The 20049-nt window shown below is 66.0% G+C and carries 15 protein-coding genes and 1 pseudogene; 5 read left to right on the top strand and 11 right to left on the bottom strand.

Annotated features, from left to right (window positions below):
• Window position 1: 1 nt before the first annotated feature.
• On the bottom strand, window positions 2-3232 hold the full coding sequence (locus G5S42_RS01095) for an efflux RND transporter permease subunit (protein ID WP_176105155.1): 3231 nt from the start codon (window positions 3230-3232) through the stop codon (window positions 2-4).
• Window positions 3233-3250: 18 nt separating this feature from the next.
• The gene (locus G5S42_RS01090; RefSeq protein ID WP_176105154.1) at window positions 3251-4474 is read right to left on the bottom strand and encodes an efflux RND transporter periplasmic adaptor subunit; all 1224 of its coding nucleotides are present in this window, start codon (window positions 4472-4474) and stop codon (window positions 3251-3253) included.
• A gap of 426 nt (window positions 4475-4900) precedes the next feature.
• On the opposite strand from G5S42_RS01090, the gene G5S42_RS01085 reads away from it, so the two are divergent.
• A complete protein-coding gene (locus G5S42_RS01085) occupies window positions 4901-5542 on the top strand; it encodes a TetR family transcriptional regulator (RefSeq protein WP_176110258.1) in 642 nt (213 codons plus the stop codon).
• A gap of 94 nt (window positions 5543-5636) precedes the next feature.
• Here the strand turns inward: G5S42_RS01085 and G5S42_RS01080 are convergent, their stop codons facing one another.
• Window positions 5637-6275 (bottom strand): isochorismatase family protein, encoded by a 639-nt coding sequence (locus G5S42_RS01080; protein ID WP_176105153.1) that lies wholly within the window; start codon window positions 6273-6275, stop codon window positions 5637-5639.
• 173 nt (window positions 6276-6448) lie between these two features.
• Between G5S42_RS01080 and G5S42_RS01075 the strand changes: the two are divergent.
• Window positions 6449-7443, top strand: a pseudogene (locus G5S42_RS01075) (helix-turn-helix domain-containing protein).
• A gap of 108 nt (window positions 7444-7551) precedes the next feature.
• Here G5S42_RS01075 and G5S42_RS01070 read toward each other — a convergent pair.
• The 6 genes from G5S42_RS01070 to G5S42_RS01045 all read right to left on the bottom strand — a co-directional run bounded on the left by G5S42_RS01070 (window position 7552) and on the right by G5S42_RS01045 (window position 13278).
• The gene (locus G5S42_RS01070; RefSeq protein ID WP_176105152.1) at window positions 7552-8286 is read right to left on the bottom strand and encodes an SRPBCC family protein; all 735 of its coding nucleotides are present in this window, start codon (window positions 8284-8286) and stop codon (window positions 7552-7554) included.
• Window positions 8287-8321: 35 nt separating this feature from the next.
• A complete protein-coding gene (locus G5S42_RS01065; protein WP_013090413.1) occupies window positions 8322-8702 on the bottom strand; it encodes a DUF427 domain-containing protein in 381 nt (126 codons plus the stop codon).
• A 147-nt stretch (window positions 8703-8849) separates the two neighbouring features.
• Window positions 8850-9344: a carboxypeptidase regulatory-like domain-containing protein gene (locus G5S42_RS01060; protein ID WP_176105151.1), complete on the bottom strand. Its 495-nt coding sequence runs from the start codon at window positions 9342-9344 to the stop codon at window positions 8850-8852.
• Window positions 9345-9611: 267 nt separating this feature from the next.
• Window positions 9612-11138 carry a DegQ family serine endoprotease gene (locus G5S42_RS01055; protein WP_176105150.1) on the bottom strand — a complete coding sequence of 509 codons (1527 nt, stop codon included), beginning with the start codon at window positions 11136-11138 and terminating at the stop codon, window positions 9612-9614.
• Window positions 11139-11306: 168 nt separating this feature from the next.
• A complete protein-coding gene (locus tag G5S42_RS01050; protein ID WP_176105149.1) occupies window positions 11307-12611 on the bottom strand; it encodes an ATP-binding protein in 1305 nt (434 codons plus the stop codon).
• A gap of 4 nt (window positions 12612-12615) precedes the next feature.
• Window positions 12616-13278, bottom strand: a complete 663-nt coding sequence (locus tag G5S42_RS01045; RefSeq protein WP_013090417.1) for a response regulator — start codon at window positions 13276-13278, stop codon at window positions 12616-12618.
• Window positions 13279-13607: 329 nt separating this feature from the next.
• On the opposite strand from G5S42_RS01045, the gene dacB reads away from it, so the two are divergent.
• The 3 genes from dacB to G5S42_RS01030 all read left to right on the top strand — a co-directional run bounded on the left by dacB (window position 13608) and on the right by G5S42_RS01030 (window position 17682).
• Window positions 13608-15170: a D-alanyl-D-alanine carboxypeptidase/D-alanyl-D-alanine endopeptidase gene (gene dacB / locus G5S42_RS01040; protein ID WP_376776853.1), complete on the top strand. Its 1563-nt coding sequence runs from the start codon at window positions 13608-13610 to the stop codon at window positions 15168-15170.
• A 188-nt stretch (window positions 15171-15358) separates the two neighbouring features.
• Window positions 15359-16357, top strand: a complete 999-nt coding sequence (locus G5S42_RS01035; protein WP_176105148.1) for a sterol desaturase family protein — start codon at window positions 15359-15361, stop codon at window positions 16355-16357.
• 95 nt (window positions 16358-16452) lie between these two features.
• On the top strand, window positions 16453-17682 hold the full coding sequence (locus G5S42_RS01030; RefSeq protein ID WP_176105147.1) for an SGNH/GDSL hydrolase family protein: 1230 nt from the start codon (window positions 16453-16455) through the stop codon (window positions 17680-17682).
• A 105-nt stretch (window positions 17683-17787) separates the two neighbouring features.
• Here G5S42_RS01030 and G5S42_RS01025 read toward each other — a convergent pair whose 3' ends face one another.
• Both G5S42_RS01025 and G5S42_RS01020 read right to left on the bottom strand, forming a co-directional pair.
• Window positions 17788-18837 carry an L-threonylcarbamoyladenylate synthase gene (locus G5S42_RS01025; protein WP_176105146.1) on the bottom strand — a complete coding sequence of 350 codons (1050 nt, stop codon included), beginning with the start codon at window positions 18835-18837 and terminating at the stop codon, window positions 17788-17790.
• 10 nt (window positions 18838-18847) lie between these two features.
• Window positions 18848-20044: a 5-(carboxyamino)imidazole ribonucleotide synthase gene (locus G5S42_RS01020; RefSeq protein ID WP_176105145.1), complete on the bottom strand. Its 1197-nt coding sequence runs from the start codon at window positions 20042-20044 to the stop codon at window positions 18848-18850.
• Window positions 20045-20049: the final 5 nt, after the last annotated feature.

The following is a 20049-nucleotide window of genomic DNA, read 5'->3' as shown; positions in this document are numbered from 1 at the left end:
CTCAATGCCCATCCTTGCCCGAGCCATTGCCATTCGACCCGTCGGTCGTGCCACCCGTCGCGCCGCCTTGCGGATCGTGCGGATGGTGCTGTTCGTAGTGGCGCAGCGCCTCGTCCGGGTCTTCCTTCTCACCGCCGAACTTCGCGCGAATCACGACGAAGAACATCGGGATCATGAAGATCGCGAGGAAGGTCGCCGTCAACATGCCGCCGATCACGCCGGTACCGATCGCGTGCTGGCTGGCCGAGCCCGCGCCGTTACTGATCGCGAGCGGCAGCACGCCGAGAATGAACGCGAGCGAGGTCATCAGAATTGGTCGCAACCGCAGACGCGCCGCTTCGAGCGCGGCCTCGATCGGCCCCATGCCTTCACTCTGCTGCAGTTCTCGCGCGAATTCCACGATCAGAATCGCGTTCTTCGCCGACAGACCCACGGTGGTCAGCAGACCCACCTGGAAGAACACGTCGTTCTCGAGTCCGCGCAGCGTCGCGGCCAGCAGCGCGCCGATCACGCCGAGCGGCACCACCATGATCACCGAGAACGGGATCGACCAGCTTTCATACAGCGCCGCGAGACACAGGAACACGACGAGAATCGAGATGCCGTACAGGATCGGCGCCTGCGAGCCCGACTGACGCTCCTGCAGCGACAGACCCGTCCACTCGTAGCCGACACCCGCAGGCAGCTTGGTGACGATCTGCTCCATCGCCACCATCGCCTGACCGGTCGACTTGCCCGGCGCGGCCGCACCCTGGATTTCCACCGACGGGATACCGTTGTAGCGCTCGAGCTTCGGCGAACCGAAGGTCCACGCGGTGTTCGTGAAGGCCGAGAACGGCACCATCGCGCCCGCGCCATTGCGCACGAACCAGGCATTCACGTCTTCCGGTTTCATCCGGAACGGCGCGTCGCCCTGCAGGTACACCTTCTTGATCCGGCCGTCGGTGTCGAGGAAGTTTTGCACGTACGCCGAGGCCCAGGCGATCGAGAACGTCTGGTCGATCGAGGAGAGCGACACGCCGAGCGCCGAAGCCTTCTCGTGGTCGATGCTCACCTTGAACTGCGGTGTATCGTTCAGGCCGTTCGGACGCACCTGCGCGAGCGTCGGATCTTTCGCCGCCAGACCGAGCAGCATGTTGCGCGCTTCCATCAGCTTCGCGTGACCGATGCCCCCGCGGTCCTGCAACTGGAAGTCGAAGCCCGCCGCGGTGCCGAGTTCAGGAATCGACGGGGGATTGACCGGATACACGACCGCGTTCTTGTAGCCGCTGAAGTGCATGAACAGCCGCCGCACCAGTGCCTGCACCTTCTGGTCCGCATGCTGACGCTGCGCGTAGTCCTTCATCCGCACGAACACCAGACCCGCGTTCTGGCCACGACCCGCGAAGCTGAAGCCGTTCACCGTGAAGGTCGATTCGACGATCGCCTTCTCGTCGGTCAGCAGGTAGTCCGACACGTCCTTCAGCGCGCGCGCGGTGGTTTCCTGCGTGGAACCCGACGGCGTTTGCACCAGCACGAACATCGTGCCCTGGTCTTCGTCAGGCAGGAACGACTTCGGCAGGCGCACGAACAGCAGGCCCACCGCGAAGATCACCACCATATAGATGATGAGCCAGCGGCCCGAGCGCTTGATCACGTGGTGCACGCCCGAGTGATACTTGTCGCGGCTCCTGTTGAAGGTACGGTTGAACCAGCCGAAGAAGCCGGTGGCTTTTTCGTGATGACCCTTCGGAATCGGCTTCAGGATCGTCGCGCACAGCGCCGGCGTCAGAACCAACGCGACGAGCACGGACAGCACCATCGCCGCGACGATCGTCAGCGAGAACTGCCGGTAAATCGCCCCGACCGAACCGCCCGAGAACGCCACCGGCACGAACACCGCCGACAGCACGAGCGCCACGCCGACGAGCGCGCCGGTAATCTGGTCCATCGCCTTGCGGGTTGCCTCGCGAGGCGATAAGCCCTCCTCCTGCATCACCCGCTCGACGTTTTCCACCACCACGATCGCGTCGTCCACCAGCAAGCCGATCGCGAGCACGAGACCGAACATCGACAGCACGTTGATCGAGAAGCCGACCACGCTCATGATCGCGAACGTACCGAGCAGCACCACCGGCACCGCGATCGTCGGGATCAGCGTGGCGCGCAGGTTCTGCAGGAACAGGTACATGACGAGGAACACCAGCACGATACCTTCGAGCAGCGTCTTGACCACTTCCTCGATCGACAGGCGCACGAACGGCGTCGTGTCATACGGGTACTGCACCACCAGACCGTGCGGGAAGTACTTCGACAGTTCGGCGATCTTCGTGCGCACCGCCTTCGCGGTGGCGAGCGCGTTCGCGCCCGTGGCGAGCTGGATACCGAAGCCTGCCGTCGGCTGGCCGTTGTACTTGGTGTCGAAGTTGTAGTTTTCGCCGCCGAGCTCGATGTGCGACACGTCGCGCAGACGCACCTGCGAGCCGTCCTGATTCACCTTCAGCAGAATGTTGCCGAACTGCTCGGGCGTATTGAGCAGCGTGGCCTGCGTAATCGTGGCCTGCAGCACCTGGCCCGGCACCGACGGCGTGCCGCCGAGCGCGCCACCCGCGACCTGCACGTTCTGCGCCTGCAGCGCGGCTTGGACATCGAGCGGCGTCAAGCTGAAGTTATTCAGCTTGTTGGCATCGAGCCAGACCCGCATCGCGTACTGCGAGCCGAACAGCGTCACCGTACCCACACCGTCGATACGGCTGATCGGATCCTGGATGTTCGACGCGACGTAGTTCGCAAGGTCGTACTTGCTCATGCTGCCGTCGGTCGACACGAACGCCATCACCAGCAGGAAGCTGCTGCTCGACTTCGTGACCCGGGTGCCGAGCTGCTGCACCGCCTGCGGCAGCAGCGGCGTGGCGAGCTGCAGCTTGTTCTGCACCTGCACCTGCGCGATGTCAGGGTTGGTGCCGGCAGCGAACGTCAGCGTGATGGTGGCCGTGCCCGAGTCGTCCGAGGTCGACGCGAGGTACAGCAGGTGGTCCAGACCGCTCATCTGCTGCTCGATCACCTGCGTGACGGTGTTTTGCACCGTCTCCGCCGAAGCACCCGGATAGGTTGCGCTGATCTGGATGGCCGGCGGCGCGATGGTCGGGTATTGCGCGATCGGCAATGTGAACACCGACGCGAGACCCGCGAGCATCAGGATGATGGCGATCACCCATGCAAAAATCGGGCGATCAATAAAGAACTTTGCCATGAGGCGGGCTCCCTGTTATTACGCGCCCGAAGCGGCGGAGGCAGGCTGAGCCGCGGGTTGACCTGTCTGGGCGCCGCCAGCGGCCGCGTCGGAAGCCGGGGTGCCGGGCAGTTGCGCCGGCACGGGCTTGACCTGCTGGCCGGGACGCGCCTTGTCGGTGCCCTGGACGACCACGCGGTCACCCGGCTTCAGGCCGTTCGACACCACCCAGTACGAGCCGAAGGTGCCCGTGGTGACGAGCTGACGCAGCTCGACCTTGTTGTCGTTGCCGACGACGAGCGCGGTGGGCTGACCCTTCTGGTCGTGCGTGACGCCGACTTGCGGCACGATCAGCGCGTTCTGGTTCACGCCCTCTTCGATCTTCGCGCGCACGAACATGCCCGGCAGCAGCACGTGGTTCGGGTTCTTGAAGATCGCGCGCACCGTGACCGAGCCGGTGCCCGGGTCGACGGTCACGTCGGTGAACTGCAGCTTGCCCTTCTCGGAATAGATGCGGCCGTCCTCCAGCACCAGCGTGACCTGCGCGGCGCCCGGGCCGGTCGTCTTCAGACGCCCTTCCTGCATGTCGCGGCGCAGCTTCAGACCATCGAGGCTCGATTGCGTGAGGTCGACATACATCGGATCGAGCTGCTGGACCGTGGCCATGAGTGTGGCCGCGCTCTGCTGCACGAAGGCGCCCGGCGTAACCTGCGACACGCCGATCTGGCCGGTTACAGGCGAGGTCACGTCGGTATAGCCGAGGTTGATCTGCGCGGTATCGACCGCGGCCTTGCCGGCGGCGACGTCGGCGGCGGCCTGGCCTTCGGCGGCGACCGCGTTGTCGTAGTCCTGCTTGCTGACCGCGTTCGCCGCGACCAGCACCTTGTAGCGACTGGCCTGCGCGGTGGTTGTCACGAGGTTCGCCTGCGCCTTGGCAAGCGATGCCTTCGCGTTGTTCAACGACGCGATGAAGGGCGCCGGATCGATCTTGTACAGACGCTGACCGGCCTTGACCTCGCTACCCTCGGTGAACTCGCGGCGCAGCACGATGCCGTCGACCCGCGCGCGCACTTGCGCGACGAGGAAGGCACTGGTACGACCGGGGAGTTCGGTGACGACGGGCACGGTCGTCGGCTGGAGGGTGACGACGCCGACTTCGGGCGTCTGGGGCGGCGGGGCAGATTGTTTTGGTCCGCACGCCGCCAGCAAGATGGCAGCCGTCGCGGCACTGATTAAGCGGAATGAAACCCGTTCGACGCGCATGGAGCGACCTCTGTCAAAGACTGAGAATGAAAAAGTGCGCGCATCCCTACCCCGGGGACGACAGCGCACACAGGCGTCTCTCGACGCTCAACCGGAAGCCCACGGATGCAAACCTGCGCCTGCAGGGCACCCTGCTACTAATGCGCCATACCGGGGAATGCCGCACAGCACCGCCGTTTGACGGCTGCGATAGCGTTTTGGAAGACAACAGTGACGGATATTAACCGGTCGTCACGGCTTGGGCTATCCGATCGTGGGGTGCTATTATATATACATTCACGAATGCATGTAAAAGTGCGTTTATATCTTCCAGGGATCGGGGGCCGCAAATTCGCGTCGCAATTTGGTGCAGAAATAGTCAAATTGTCATCAGGCCGACTTAAAAACGCCCGCATAAACCCCAGGATCAGCGCAGGTCATACCAATATGGTCAGAAGAACCAAAGAAGAGGCGCTGGAGACGCGCAACCGCATTCTCGATGCGGCCGAACGGATCTTCTTCCAGAAGGGCGTATCGCGCACGTCGCTGGCCGATATCGCCCAGGCCGCAGGCGTGACGCGCGGCGCCATTTATTGGCACTTCGCCCACAAGAGCGAGCTCTTCACCGAAATGTTCGACCGCGTGCTGCTGCCGCTCGACGAGTTGAAGGCGGCATCGCTCGATCCCAACGAAACCGATCCGCTCGGGCGCATCATGGAAATCTGTGTGGTCTGCCTGCGCGACACCGCCAACGATCCCCGCCGTCGCCGCGTGTTCGACATCCTGTTCCTGAAGTGCGAGCTGGTCGAAGAGATGGGGCCGGTGATGGAACGCTATCAGACCAATATGCGCGAGGGGCTCGCGAAGCTCGAGGGCGGTCTGCGCAACGCGATCTCGAAAGGCCAGATGCCCGCCGACCTCGACACGAAACTTGCCGCGGCGATGGTGCACGCGTTCGTCGGCGGCTCGTTGCGCGACATGCTGTTTTTGCCCGACGCGACCGACTTCGGCGCGCACGCGCAGCAGATGGTAGAAGTGATGTTCGACGGCTTGCGCGTCAGTCCGGCGTTGCGCAGAAAGGCGGCGTAGAAGGCGCGCAAGGGTTGAGGATTGGCACAGCGGGCGGTTCGGTGAACCGCCCGCTTTCATTTGTGGAACGGCCCACCCGCCCCCCGCGCCGGGTTCAGGCAACCGCACGGCGCGCTCGCGCCGCCTGATTCGACGCATAGATGTTGCCGCGCTCGAGCGGCGCGCGGCTGTTTAGCGCCGCGATCCACTGGTCGGTGCTCGCAACCGCCGAGAAGCGCGACTGCAGCACCACGCTGAACACGCGATGAATCTCCTCCGCGCTCGCGAAGCCTGCACTGTTTTCATACGGCACCGAGCCGGTCGCGTCGTGCAGGAATTCGACGGCGAGGCCGGCATGCACCGCGTGGTTGATCGTCGACGCATCGCAGTTGTGAGTCATGTAGCCGGTAACGGTGAGCGTATCGATCTGCCGGGCGGCGAGCCAGTCGGCCAGATCGGTGCCGGCGAATGCACTCGGCAGCGACTTCTCGACGAAATGGTCATGAGCGCGCGAGCTCACGACCGTGTGCAGTTCCGCACCCGCGCTGCCGCGCGCGAACAGCGGCGAGGTGGCGGGCGCGACGTTCTGCACGACGACGACCGGCACGCTGGCGGCGCGCGCCGCATCGATCGCGCGAGCGATGTTGGCGAGTGACGTGCGCACGTCCGGAAATTCGATCGGCAGGTCGCCGCTCACGTATTCGTTCTGCACGTCGATGACGATCAGCGCACGGCGCGGCGCAGGTGTGTTCATGGCAGGGCTCCTTGTCAGAAAAGCGGTCGATGGCGCGCGCCCGGCGAGATGGCCGCGGCGCGACGGCAATGACGGCATTGTTGCTCCGCTGCCCGTCCGCCGACAGCGGCCCAAATGACAAGCTTCGCTAGAATCGGGCCATACTTCTGGCATTCATGAATGAGGCGGGCGGCATGACCAACTTCGCATCTTCCGACGATATCTCCGATCAGGCGCCGCGCCACGTCGTCGCCGTCGTCGCGTTCGATCGCATCAGCCCGTTCCATCTGTCGGTGCCGTGCGTCGTGTTCGGCGAGGACCGCCGCGGCGGCGGTGTCCCCGCGTTCGACTTCCGCGTCTGCGCTGTGGAGACGGGCGCGCTCGCGACGACCGCGGGCTTCTCGATCGCGGTCACGCACGGACTCGAAGCGCTTGCCGACGCGCAGACGATCATCGTGCCGAGCTGGCGCGATCCCGACGAACGCCGTCCGCCGCGCTTCTCGACGCGCTGAGGGCCGCGCATGCGCGCGGCGCGCTGCTTGTCGGCCTGTGCCTCGGCGCTTTCGTGCTGGCCGCGGCGGGCATCCTCGATGGACGGCCCGCTTCGACGCACTGGGCCTGGGCCGACGACTTCGCGCGCCGCTACCCGCGCGTGCGGCTGGACCCCGACGTGCTGTACGTCGACGACGGCAACGTGCTGACCTCGGCCGGCACCGCCGCCGGCCTCGACTGCTGCCTGCATGTGCTGCGCAAGATTTGCGGCGCGCGGGTGGCTAACCACGTCGCGCGCCGGCTGGTCGTCTCGCCGCATCGCCAGGGTGGTCAGGCGCAATACGTGCAGCAGCCGATGCCGCCGAACCCGCGCGGCGATCGTCTGTCTGGCCTGCTCGACTGGGTGAGCGGCAACCTGGCCGCGCCGCATACGCTCGACACACTCGCCGCGCGAGCGTTGATGAGCCGCCGCACCTTCACGCGACGGTTCCGGCTTGCGACCGGCACGACCGTCGGCGCGTGGGTGCTCGCGCAGCGGCTCGCGCGGGCGCAACAACTGCTGGAAAGCACCGACGCGTCGGTCGAAGCGATCGCGACGGGCGCCGGATTCGGCTCGGCCGCTTCGCTGCGGCAGCATTTCGCGGACGCGTTTCGAACGTCGCCCAGCGCGTGGCGGCGGGAGTTTCGCGGGGATTAGTTGAAGGTGGCGGGAGCACCGCTATTTCGTAGTGCGCCGCCGGGATTTCGTAGTCGCGCGGGGATGTTTATCGCGCATTGCATCAGGCGCTGCGCGCGCCGCGCGGCGTCAATGCTCGCTGAGCCAGCGCGCGACGTACAACAACAGCGCGACCAGAAAGATCATCCCGGCCCACGCCCAGTACGGCACGACATGCTGACCAGGCTCTTGATGCGGCACGCCATGCGACCAGCTGTGCGACGCGCTTGCCGCGCGTCCGGGCAGAGCCTGGCCGTGCTCGATGCGCGTGCGCCGCGCGATGCCGCCAAGAGTGATCGGCCGCAAAAACACGTACTGGCGACGCGGCGCCGTGCCACGCGCGCGGTTCGGCCCCTTGCCGTGCTTGGCGCGCACGACGGCGTCGAACTCGGCGAAAAAATCGTCGGCGATCTGCCGCAAGGCGTTCTCGAGCTGGCGCGTCGGCAACTCGGCGAGCGGACCCGACGACGTCGCCCACAACGTGTAATCGATGCGCGTGCCGCGCTCGCGCCCGTCATCCGCGCGCAAACGTACTTCGATCTGACCGCGCAACGCGCCGATGCCCTCGGCTCGTGCCTTGAAGTTGATGGTGCGGCGCTGCGCGTCCGCCGGGCCGGAATCCTGGCCGGCAACGTGCGCGTGCGCCTGATAATGCGCGCGCAACGGGCCGAGCGGCACAGTCATCGTCAGCGCGTATTCGCCGTGGGCGAGACGCACGAACGACTCGCAGTTGTCGAGGCTGGCACGCAACAGCGCGAGGTCCTGCAACGCGTCCCAGACCTCGGACGGCGGCAGCGGAATCCGTAACGCGTCGTTCAGTTCCATGACAACCTCCCCCGATGAACGCGCCGACTGCGGGATCAGGACGTCTGATCGATGCGGTCGACGCGCGATGCGTAAAAAGCGAGATAGCCCTTGATGCGACTGACCTGCTCGAACGGCGCTTCGTAACACCACACCGCGTTCTCGATCACGCCGTCTTCGGTGCGCAGATGGAAGTACGACGCGTCGCCCTTGAACGGGCAATGCGACGTGTGCGTCGAGCGTTCGAGCCGGGCCATATTCACGTGCTCGCGCGGGAAATAGAACACGTCGGCGAGGCCGGTCTCCGATAGCGTCAGCGCAGCCTGGGTGTCGGCCATCGTCACGCCGCCGTGAATCACGCGCACGCGATGGCCGTTGTCGCGAATCACGATGGTATGGCCGTCCGGCCGTTCCGCAGATGTCGACGCATCGCTCATGTCCAGGCTCCATGATGGGGTGTGCGCTGCACTACCGGCTATTGCCGCAACAACGGCAAAGCCACGGGACACGCCCGTGGGTTCATTATCGGCCAAACTCCGGCCGATTGCGCGCGCTTCCTGCGCAGCGGCGGACGGATCGAGCCGTTACTTCACGTTCCAGGTGAACGCGGATTTTACGTTGCCGTGCGCGGGCACACTAACCGAGCGCGTCTGTTCGCTGTCGTTGTAATTCGCGTGCACCGTATAGCGGCCGGGGCTCAGGCGCACCAGCATAAATGGTCCGCGCGACGTCGTGTTCAGCACTTCGCTGTTATGTGCATCCACGATGCGCACGTGCACATCGGCAAGAAACTCTGCGTTGGGTCCGGTGAAACGCAAGGTCAGTGGCCACTGGGTTTGCGCTTGTCGCAGCGCCCGCGATTCGTCGAGGCCGACACCGCCCGATACGTACGATACGTCGCCCTGCTGCTGGACTTGCGGCAGACCGCCGCCGTTGGTGTTGCCCGCGCTGGTGTCGTCGGTCGTCGAGCCACCGGTCACGCCCGCCTGCTGCGCGTACGCGCCGCCCGCCAGTCCGAGCGTGAGCGCCGCGCACAGCGCAGCGGCTACGCTCCTTTGCTGCTTGCGTTGGGTTTTCATCGGTTTGCTCTCCTTGTTCGAGGCCTTCCAGACCCTGAACGATGGAAGCAACCTATGTGCCAACCATTCCGCAGCGTCGACCAGCATGCACGACCATCGTGGCACCAACCCGCCTGACACCCCTCGGCGTGTCCATGCCGCTCGCTGCAACGCGGTTCCGACGGGCGAAAAAAAAGCCGGTCCTTGCAGTAAATGCAAAGGACCGGCAATCGCTACTACAGCTCAAACTGGGGTGGGAGATCCCTTCGAACCGCCCAGATAACTGGATCAGCCGAGATCAACAGGCACGAAAATCTGCGCGTTGTCCCGCTGGATCAGCAGCGCAATGCTGTTGCCTGCGCCCGAAATCATCTGCTTCAACTGATCCATGTTCGTGACCGGACGGCCGTTGACGGCGAGAATCACGTCGCCCGCCTGGATGCCGGCGCTCGCCGCCGCACCGCCCGCCTGCTGCACGAGCAGACCGTGCGACACCGACGCGCTGCTCTTCTCTTCCGGCGTCAGCGGCCGCACCGCGACACCGAGACGGCCTTGCAACTGGGTCTGCTGATCGGTCTTGCTCGCCGACGCGACCTTCACGTCCGAGAACGAGCCAATCGTCACCTTCACGTCCTTGCTGGCCTTATCGCGCCACACTTTCAGCGTTGCCGAACTGCCCGGCGCGAGGGCTGCGATCTTCGACGGCAGATCCGTCGAATCGCTGACTTCGTCGCCATTCACCGACAAGATCACGTCGCCCGGCTGCAAGCCAGCCTTGGCCGCCGGACCGTTGGCGTCGACCGAGCTGACCAGCGCGCCTTGCGGCTTCTGCATGCCGAACGACTCGGCGAGCGTCTGGTTCAAGCCCTGCACCGCGACGCCGAGACGGCCGCGGCTCACGTGACCGGTCTTGACGAGATCGTCCTTGACCTTGATCGCCTCGCTGATGGGGATCGCGAACGACAGGCCCTGGAAGCCGCCCGTCTGCGAGTAGATCATCGAGTTGATGCCGATGACTTCGCCTTGCAGATTAAAAAGCGGACCGCCCGAGTTGCCTGGATTCACCGGCACATCGGTCTGGATGAACGGCGTGTAGTTTTCGTTGGGCAGCGTGCGCGACTTCGCGCTGATGATGCCCGAGGTCACGGTGTTGTCGAAGCCATACGGCGAGCCGATCGCGACGACCCACTGACCAACCTTGCTCTGGCGCGGATCGCCGATCTTCACAGTCGGCAGATCGCTCGCGTTGATCTTCAGCACGGCGACGTCGGACTGCTTGTCGGCGCCAACCACCTTCGCCTTGAACTCGCGCTTGTCGGTGAGCTTCACGGTGACGACGTTCGCGCCATCGACCACGTGCGCGTTCGTCAGAATGTAGCCGTCATTGCTGATGATGAAGCCCGAGCCGAGGCTCGCGCTCGGCTGGTCGGGCGCGTCGCCGCCATCGCCGCCATCGCCGCCTTGCATGCCGGGCACGCCGCCGAAGAACCGCTTGTAGAACTGATAGAAAGGATCGTTCGGATCGATCGGCAACTGGTTGCCAGGGCGGTTGCCGCCATTACCGCGCATTGCCGTTTGCTTGACCACGTGCTTCGCGCTGATGTTGACGACGGCCGGACCGTAGGTCTCGACGAGACCGGAGAAATCGGGGATACCGGTTTTGGCGGCAGCTTCGGCTGGCATCATCGCAGCGGCTTCCGCCGGCGAGATGATCTGCGGTGCGGGCACATCGCGATGGCCCGCCACATAGCCGGCTGAAAGCGCAGCGGCCACAGCTACCGCAACGGCGCCGCGGGACAAGGTTTTCGCGTTCATCATGAGCTCCTGACTGGAGAAAGTGACTTTGGATGTCGAGGAGCGTAAGGGGCGTCACTTAAAAGAGGCTTAAGCAGCGACAGATCGCGGGAACCTTATCGGACCGGCCGCAACAGCCCGTCGCGACGGCATAAACGCCGGTTCGAGCCGAACAGTAAACCACCATGATCAAAAGCGGACGATGACCTGCAAACCACCGGTCGGCGATTCACCGAGCGAGACTTGAGCATGATGTTGCGTGGCTATGCGGCGCACGATCGCGAGACCGAGGCCACTGCCCGTCACGTCGGTGCGCGCGCGATTCGCGCCCACTCCCGCGCGATAGAAGCGGTCGAACACGCGCTCGCGATCGGCCGGATCGATACCGGGGCCGCTGTCGGCGATCCGCACCACCGGACGGCCGTCCTCGACGCGCAGGCTGACGTCGACACTGCCGCCGCGCGGCGTGTACTTGGTCGCGTTGTCGACTAGGTTGTTGAACATCACGCGCAGCGCTTCGGCGTCGCCGGTCACGCTGGCGGGCTCGCTCGCCTCGATGCCGAGGTCGACGCCGCGATTCACCGCGAGCGGCGCGTAGGTCGCGACGCACTCCTGAAGCAGCTCGCGCAGATCGAGCATGCCGGCGACGGCGGCGCCGTCCGGCTCGGCGCGCGCGAGCGCGAGCGCGAGCAGTTGCTCGGCAAGGCGCGTCGCGCGCGTGACGCCCGCCTGCAAATCGGCGAGCGCTTCGCCGCGGGCCGTGTCGTCCCTGGCTCGCGCGACCAGTTGCGCCTGGATCTGTACCGCGGCAAGCGGCGTGCGCAATTCGTGCGCGGCATCGGCAACGAACGCCTTCTGGATATCTAGAGCGGTCGCGAGCCGTTGCAGCAGCCCGTTCAGCGCCCGCACGAGCGGCCGCACTTCGAGCGGCAAGCGCTGATCGGGCAACGGATCGAGCGCTTCGGGATGACGCGTGTCGAGCGCGCTCGTCACGCGCCGCAGCGGCTGTAGCCCACGGCCGACGATCACCCACACCGCGAGCCCGAGCAGCGGCAGCAGCACGATCAGCGGCCACAGCGTGCGCAGCGCGACATCGGCGGCGAGCCGGTTGCGCACCGACAGCGGCTGCGCGAGCTGCACGACGTTGTCACCGACGATCGCGCCATACACGCGCCATTCGCCGCGGTCGGTGCGCTCGGTCGAAAAACCGAGTTCGGCGCGCGGCGCGAGCGGCGCGCGCGGCCGCGAGTAATACATCAGCATGCCGTTGCGGTTCCAGATCTGCAGCACGATGCCCTCGTCGCCGGTATCGCGGCCGAGCACCTGCGAGAACGGTTCCGCCGGCAGCGCCGCGGCGATCTGCTCGAGCTGGTAGTCGAACAGTTCGTTCGCTTCGGCGAGCGCCTGCCGGTAGATCAGCCAACCCGCGATGCCGACACCGAGCAGCATGAGCGCGAGCAGCCAGAACAACAGTTGTCGGCGAATCGAGCGCATCGGCTCAGGCGTCCTTCGCGATCATGTAGCCCAGCCCGCGCACGTTGCGGATCAGATCGGCGCCGAGCTTCTTGCGCAGCGCGTGGATATACACCTCGACGGTATTGCTGCCGATCTCCTCGCCCCAGCCGTACATCTTTTCCTCGAGCTGGCTCTTGGACAGCACCGCGCCGGGCCGCGCGAGCAGCGCTTCGAGCAACGCGAATTCGCGCGCGGACAGCGCGACCGGCGCGCCATCGAGCGTGACCTGGTGCGACGCGGGATCGAGGGTCAAGTTGCCGTGGCGAATCGTCGAATCGCTGCGGCCGGACTGGCGCCGGATCAGCGCTCGCATGCGCGCGCCGAGCTCGTCGAGATCGAAAGGTTTGACAAGATAATCGTCAGCGCCGGCGTCGAGGCCTTTGACTCGATCGGCGACCGCGTCGCGCGCGGTGACGATCAGCACCGGCAGCGCATTGCCGCGCGCGCGCAGTGCGCGCAGCACCTCGAGACCGTCGCGCTTGGGCAGACCGAGATCGAGCAACGCGAGATCGTAAGGCTGGGCTGCCGCCGCGTGCAGCGCCGCTTCGCCGTCCTCGACCCAATCGACGGCGAAGCCTTCGCCGCGCAGCGCCTTGCGCACGCCTTCGGCGATCATCCGGTCATCTTCGACTAGCAGGATGCGCATGGTTGTCCGTTCCAAATGATTGGATGATGCCGCATTCTAGCGCCCGCTTCCGGCCTGCGCGGTGTGTGGCGCTTTTTTCACCGCAGCGTCGCGGCATGTCACTACAATGGGCGCTTTGCGTCGCGCGACGGCCGTTGGGTAGCGCGACGGCGCGCTACCGCGCCGTCGAACCGACCAGCTTGCCGTTTCATTGTCCCGCGCACGCCGCACACCTTGAAATCCCGCTCGTCCGTTTGCCCGTTCACCCGTTCATGACGCACGCTTTTCTGTCTTCCATCGCACGCCGTATGGCGCTGCGCTCGCGCCGTATGCTCCATCGCGCAGTCTTCATGCCTAACCGCTTCGCGACGCGCGCCGCCGTCTGGCTCTGCGCCGCCACGCTCGGCGCGGGCGCGCTGCTGCCGCTGGCCGCGCAGGCACGCATCAAGGCCACACATCCGAGCGTCAACGTCACGACGGTACTGCCGCAACCGGTGATGGTCGGTCTGCACCGCGCGCACGTGCCGTTGTCGTCGATCAGCGTGGTCGTCGAAAAGGTCGGCGATCGCACGCCGATCCTCGCGCTGAACGCCGGCAAGCCGATGATGCCCGCCTCGACGATGAAGCTCGTCACCACCTATGCAGGCCTGTCGATCCTCGGCCCCGGCTACCGCTGGCGCACCAGCGCGTACGCGGACGGCCCTCTCGACGCGAACGGCGTGCTGCACGGCAATCTGTACATCCAGGGCACCGGCGACCCCAAGCTCGTGCCCGAAGAACTGATCGACCTCGTGCAGAAGATTCACAAGGCCGGCATCAACGGCATCGACGGCGCGCTGGTGCTCGACAAGCGCTACTTCGATCCGTCGACCCGCGACCTGCCCGCATTCGACGACGACGTCAACGCACCGTACAACGTCGGCCCCGATCCGCTGCTGTACGCGTTCAAATCGCTGTCGTTCACGCTGACGCCATCGCCGGACGGCACGGTGGCGATCGACGTGCTGCCCCCGCTCGCTCAGTTGCGCATCGACAACCAGTTGCGCGCGACGAACGGCCCATGCCGCGGCGAGTTGCCGACGCCGACCGTCACGCCACAGCCTGACGGCACGCTCGTTGCGTCGTTCATCGGCGACCTGCCAGTGCGTTGCGATTCGCGCACGATCAACGTCGCCGTGCTCGATCACTCGACGTTCTTCGCGCGCGGCTTCCTCGCGCTGTGGCAGCAAACTGGCGGCACTTTCACGGGCACGACCCGCGAAGGCGCGGTGCCCGCTGGTGCGAAGCTCGTCGCGACGCACGACGGGCCGATGCTGTCGGACATCGTTCGCGACATCAACAAGTTCAGCAACAACACGATGGCGCGCAACCTGTTCCTGACCATCGGCGCCGCCGAGGAAAGAGCGCCCGCTACGCCCGCGAAAGCCGCGCGCGCGGTCGAAGCTTTCCTGACCCGCGACAGCCTGAACACCGAATACCTGTCGCTCGACAACGGCTCGGGACTGTCGCGCGACGAGCACATCACCGCGCTCGCGCTCGCCGATGTGCTGCAGCGCGCGAACGCGAGCCCGGTCGCGCAGGTGTTCGTCGATTCGCTGCCGATCGCCGGTGTCGACGGCACGATGCGCAACCGCCTGACCAGCCAGGGCGCGGGCGGCAACGCTCACATCAAGACCGGCACGCTGCGCGACGTGCGCGCGATCGCGGGCTACGTCGCATCGGCCGACGGCAACAGCTACATCGTCGTCAGCCTGATCAACGATCCGCATTCCGAAGCGGCGCGCGCCGCGCACGACGCGCTGCTCGAATGGGTGTACGAAGGCCCGTCGCAGGGCTTCACGAAGGTCGCCGCGCCCATCGAGGAAGTGCGCGAGAAGCCCAGGAAAAACCCGCGCAAGCGCGGCGGCCACTGAGTATTCCTTCTAGCGATGCCGCGCGCGGCAAGCTTCTAACCGTGTACGCTGTCGGGCATCATGCGGTGCGCGGCACCACGCGCTTGCCGCGCAGGGCGCCGGTCGTCGGACCGCGCGACCTTCACCAACGATAACGACACCACCCGCCGCGGACCGCGCGGCGGTCAGGGACCAGGAAGGGAGACACGATGCAATTCGATGCCGAATTGCTGCTGCTCGCCATGGCGCCCGTCTTTCTTGCCTGCATCGGCTGGGAGGCGTGGCACGTGAGCCGCACGCGCCCGGCCGAGCGGCTCTACAGCTGGCGCGACACGCTGTGCAACGCCACGCTCGCGCTGCTGCAGCAGGCCGCCGACAAGCTCGCGTGGCTCGCGATCATCCCTGTCTACACGTTCCTCTACGAGCACTACCGCATTCATACATGGCCAGCGACGTGGCTGTCGTTCGTCGTGCTGTTCGTCGCGCAGGACCTGCTCTATTACGGGTTTCATCGCTGCAGTCATCGGGTGCGCTGGCTGTGGGCCGCGCACGTCGTGCATCACTCGTCGGAGCGGATGAATTTTTCGACCGCGTTCCGCCAGAGCCTGATGTACCCGGTCGCCGGCATGTGGGTGTTCTGGATTCCGCTCGCGTTCCTCGGCTTTGCCCCTAAGCAGATCGTCGCGATCGTACTGATCAATCTCGGCTTCCAGTTCTTCGTGCATACGCAGGTGATCGGCAAGCTCGGCTGGCTCGAGTACGTGTTCAACACGCCGTCGATCCATCGTGTGCATCATGCGCGCAACGATCGCTACATCGATCGCAATTACGCAGGTGTGCTGGTGATCTGGGATCGCCTGTTCGGCAGCTACGTCGACGAAGATCCGCACGAGACGCCGCAATACGGCATCGTCGAGCCGCTTTACACGTACAACCCGCTGAAAGCGACGTTCCACGAATGGGCGTCGATGGCCGCGGACTTCGCAAGCGTGCGCGGCTGGCGCAACAAGTGGCGCGCGCTGTTCGCGCCACCAGCCTGGGCCGCCGCTTATCATGCGCAGCGCGCGGTGATGCCTGGCGGCGCCAGCGGCCTCCACGCCGCGCATCCGCATGCGGGTGCGAACGACACGATGAGCAAAGCCACCGCCGAACTACCCGGCTTGAATCCAAACCATATGGCCGCGCTGCGGACATCGCGCACGCCGTAGAAGATTCTGTAAGCTGTCGTCACGCCGCCAACGCGGTGGACGCCGCCTGCAACACATGGCATCAAGGGCCACACATACGAGGAGATGTAGTCAACATGAATCAAACCGCTTCGAAGAAACAGCAATGGTTGCGCGTCACCCAGATCGCCGTGGCGAGCGCAGCGTTCGCAGCGCTCGCAGCGTGCGGCGGTGGCGGCGACAACAATAGTTCGAGCAGCAACACGCCGCCGGGGGGCGTCTCGCTGCAGGTCGTGTCGTTCGGCGACAGCCTGTCGGATGTCGGCACCTACCAGGCGGCGGTTCAGGCGAACGTCGGCACGGGCGGCGGCCGCTTCACGACGAATCCGGGCGAAATCTGGACGCAGAAGGTCGCCGAGTACTATGGCGGCACGCTCACCCCCGCGTACGTCGGCGGCTTCGGCAACCCGCTCACCGCGGCGGGCGGTCTCGGTTATGCGCAAGGCGGCTCGCGTGTCGATCTGCAGCCGGGCGTCGGCTTCGCGCCGAACAACATGGCCGCGACTACGGTGCCGGTCACGACACAGGTCAGCGAGTATCTGTCTGCGCACAACAACAGCTTCAATTCGAACGAGCTCGTGCTGATCAACGGCGGCGCGAACGACATCTTCGTCGCGGTGCAAACGATCTCGGCTGCCAGCGCGGCGGCAGCGGCAGCGGCGGCGACGGCGATCGCTAACGGCGCCAACCCGGCCGACGCGCAGGCGGCGGCAACGGCCGCGATCCAGTCGGTCACGCAGGCCCAAGGAGCGGCGATCGTGACCGCGGCGACCACGTTCGTCGGCACGGTGCAAAAGATCGTCGCGGCAGGCGCGCAACATGTGGTGGTGTCAAACGTGCCGGATATCGCGAAAACGCCGCAAGGCCTCGCCGCGGGCGCACAAGGCCAGGCAGTCATCGACGGGCTCGTGCAAGCCTACAACAACGTGCTGAAGCAAGGCCTCGCGTCGACCTCGCAGGTCATCTATCTGGACTCATACACGCTGCTGGACCAGACGTTGGCCAACTACCAGGCGCTCGGCTTCACCGTGTCGAATACGGGCACCGCGTGTAACCTGACGTCGATGGCTGCGGCCGCGACCGCGTACGCGACGAAGAACCCGAGCGTGCTCGCATCCGGCCAGACGGCGGCGGCTTTCGGCACCGCCCTCGCGTCGTCGCTGTTCTGTTCGCCGGAGACCTACACGGTGGCCGGCGCGGACCAGACCTACATCTTCGCCGACCTCGTGCATCCGACCACGCATACGGGAGCGCTGATCGCGCAGCAGGTCGAGAAGCAGATCGCTGCTAGCGGGCTTGGGAAGTAACGCGGCGTCAAGGTTGCTCAAATGGTAAAAGGCCCGGCTCGTTGAACGAGCCGGGCCTTCGTTTTTTTCGCTAGCCACGCTATGCAGCGCAGCGAGCCGAGAGCGTCAGCGCTGCGCTTCGAATGCCGCTGCCGCGCGCCCGAGCCGATCGTTGACCGCGATCCATTCGATCGTGTCGGGCAGCTTCTCGATCAGAATCCGCGTGACGTTCGCGCGATCGAGCGCGCGCAGCAAGCCGTAGAGTTCGCGCGCATAGACGTGCGGGTCTTCCGGCGCCGCGACGAAATGCACGCCGTCGGCATCGGCCCACTGTCCCGCACGCGACGCGCGCGCGACCAGCGCGACGCGCTCGCCCGGCGCGCGCACCGCGAGCAGCGGCTCGAGTTCGCCAAACGGCAGCAGCGCGAGCGGCGTGCGCGGCGCGTAATGCGCTTTCAACGTGCCCGACGCGCGCGGCGCGGTCGCATCCGACCCGTCGGGCAGACGCGGCGCCTCGCCAAGCACGTCGGCGATATCCTGCGGCGTCACGCGACCGGGCCTCAGCAGCGCCGGAAAGCCGCGCGACAGATCCAGAATCGTCGACTCGATGCCGACATCCGACGCGCCGCCATCGAGCACATGAATCGTGCTGCCGAACTCGTCGCGCACATGCTGCGCGGTGGTCGGGCTCACATGTCCGAAGCGGTTCGCCGACGGCGCGGCGACGCCGCCATGCCCGCCGCGCAACGCGCTGAACGCTTCGAGCAAGGCCTGCGCTACCGGATGCGACGGGCAGCGCAGTCCCACCGAATCCTGCCCGCCGCTGACCGCCGCGGGAATCCGCGCGGCGCGCTTGAGGATCAGCGTGAGCGGCCCCGGCCAAAATGCGTCGATCAGGCGTTGCGCATCGGCCGGCAAATGCTCGACCCAGTAGTTCGGATCGCCATGCGGCGCGAGATGCACGATCACCGGATGATTGGCCGGCCGCCCCTTCGCCGCGTAAATGCGCGCGACCGCGTCGGGGTTCTCGGCATCGCCGCCTAGGCCGTACACGGTCTCGGTCGGAAACGCGACCAGCCCACCCGCGTCGAGCAAGGCCGCCGCGTGCTCGATCTGCGCGGCGCTGACCGGCAACGCGTCGGTGGCGTCCTCGGCGGGTTTCTGTTGATCCGGCATGGCGCGCGCTTCAGCTGGTAGCAATGTGCAGCAGCCGCGCGCAATCGCGCGCCGCCGTGCGGGCTTCTTCGAGCGTCGACGCGGTGAAGTTCACGTGACCCATCTTGCGGCCGCAACGCGCCTCTTCCTTACCGTACAGATGCAGGCGCGCGGCCGGCATCGCCGCGACTTCCTGCCACGGCGGCGTGACCGCCGCGCGCTTCGGACCGTCCGGGAACCACACGTCGCCGAGGATGTTCAGCATCACCGCCGGCGAATGCTGGCGCGTGTCGCCGAGCGGCATGCTGGTCATCGCGCGCACCTGCTGCTCGAACTGGCTCGTCGCGCACGCGTCGACCGTGTAGTGGCCGGAGTTGTGCGGACGCGGCGCCATTTCGTTGGCGACCAGCGAGCCGTCTTCCAGAATGAAAAACTCGACGCACAGCACGCCGACATAGCCGAGTGTCTCGGCGATCCGCAGCGCGGCCTGTTGAGCCTGCTGCACCAGCGCGGGCGATGCATCCGGCGCGGGAACGATGGTGTGCGACAGCACGCCATCGCGATGGGTGTTCTGCGCGAGCGGATAGACGACCGACGCCCCGCTCGCCGTGCGCGCGATCAGCGCCGACACTTCGAACTTCAGCGGCAGGCGCTTCTCGAGCACGCACGGCACGCCGCCGAGCGACGCATGCGCCTCGCGCACTTCCTCGGCGTTACGCACGCGAATCTGACCCTTGCCGTCGTAGCCCATGCGCGCCGTTTTCAGAATGCCGGGCAGCACCGCTTCGAGCTCGGCATCGCCCAGCCCCGCAAGCGCATCCGACGACTCGATCACGACGTGCGGCGCGACCGTCACGCCCGACGACGCGATAAAGCGCTTCTCGGCGATCCGGTCTTGCGCGACGGCGACGCAACGCCCCGCCGGGCTCACGAAGGTGGTTTTGCCGAGAAAGTCGAGGCTCGCGGCCGGCACGTTCTCGAATTCGGTCGACACCGCCGCGCACAGCCGCGCGAGTTCGGTCAGCGCCGCTTCGTCGTCGTAGGCCGCGCGCAGGTGGCGGTCGGCGACCGCGCCCGCCGGGCTGGTTTCGTCCGGATCGAGGACGGCAACGCGATAGCCCATCGCCTGGGCGGCAAAACAGAACATGCGGCCGAGCTGGCCGCCACCGACCATGCCAAGCCATGCGCCGGGCAGAATCGGTGAAACCGGTGTGTTGTCAGGGTTCATCTTGG

It is taken from the genome of Paraburkholderia youngii (assembly GCF_013366925.1).
GTDB classification, from domain to species: domain Bacteria; phylum Pseudomonadota; class Gammaproteobacteria; order Burkholderiales; family Burkholderiaceae; genus Paraburkholderia; species Paraburkholderia youngii.
This window is presented reverse-complemented; position numbering and strand designations above follow the sequence as displayed.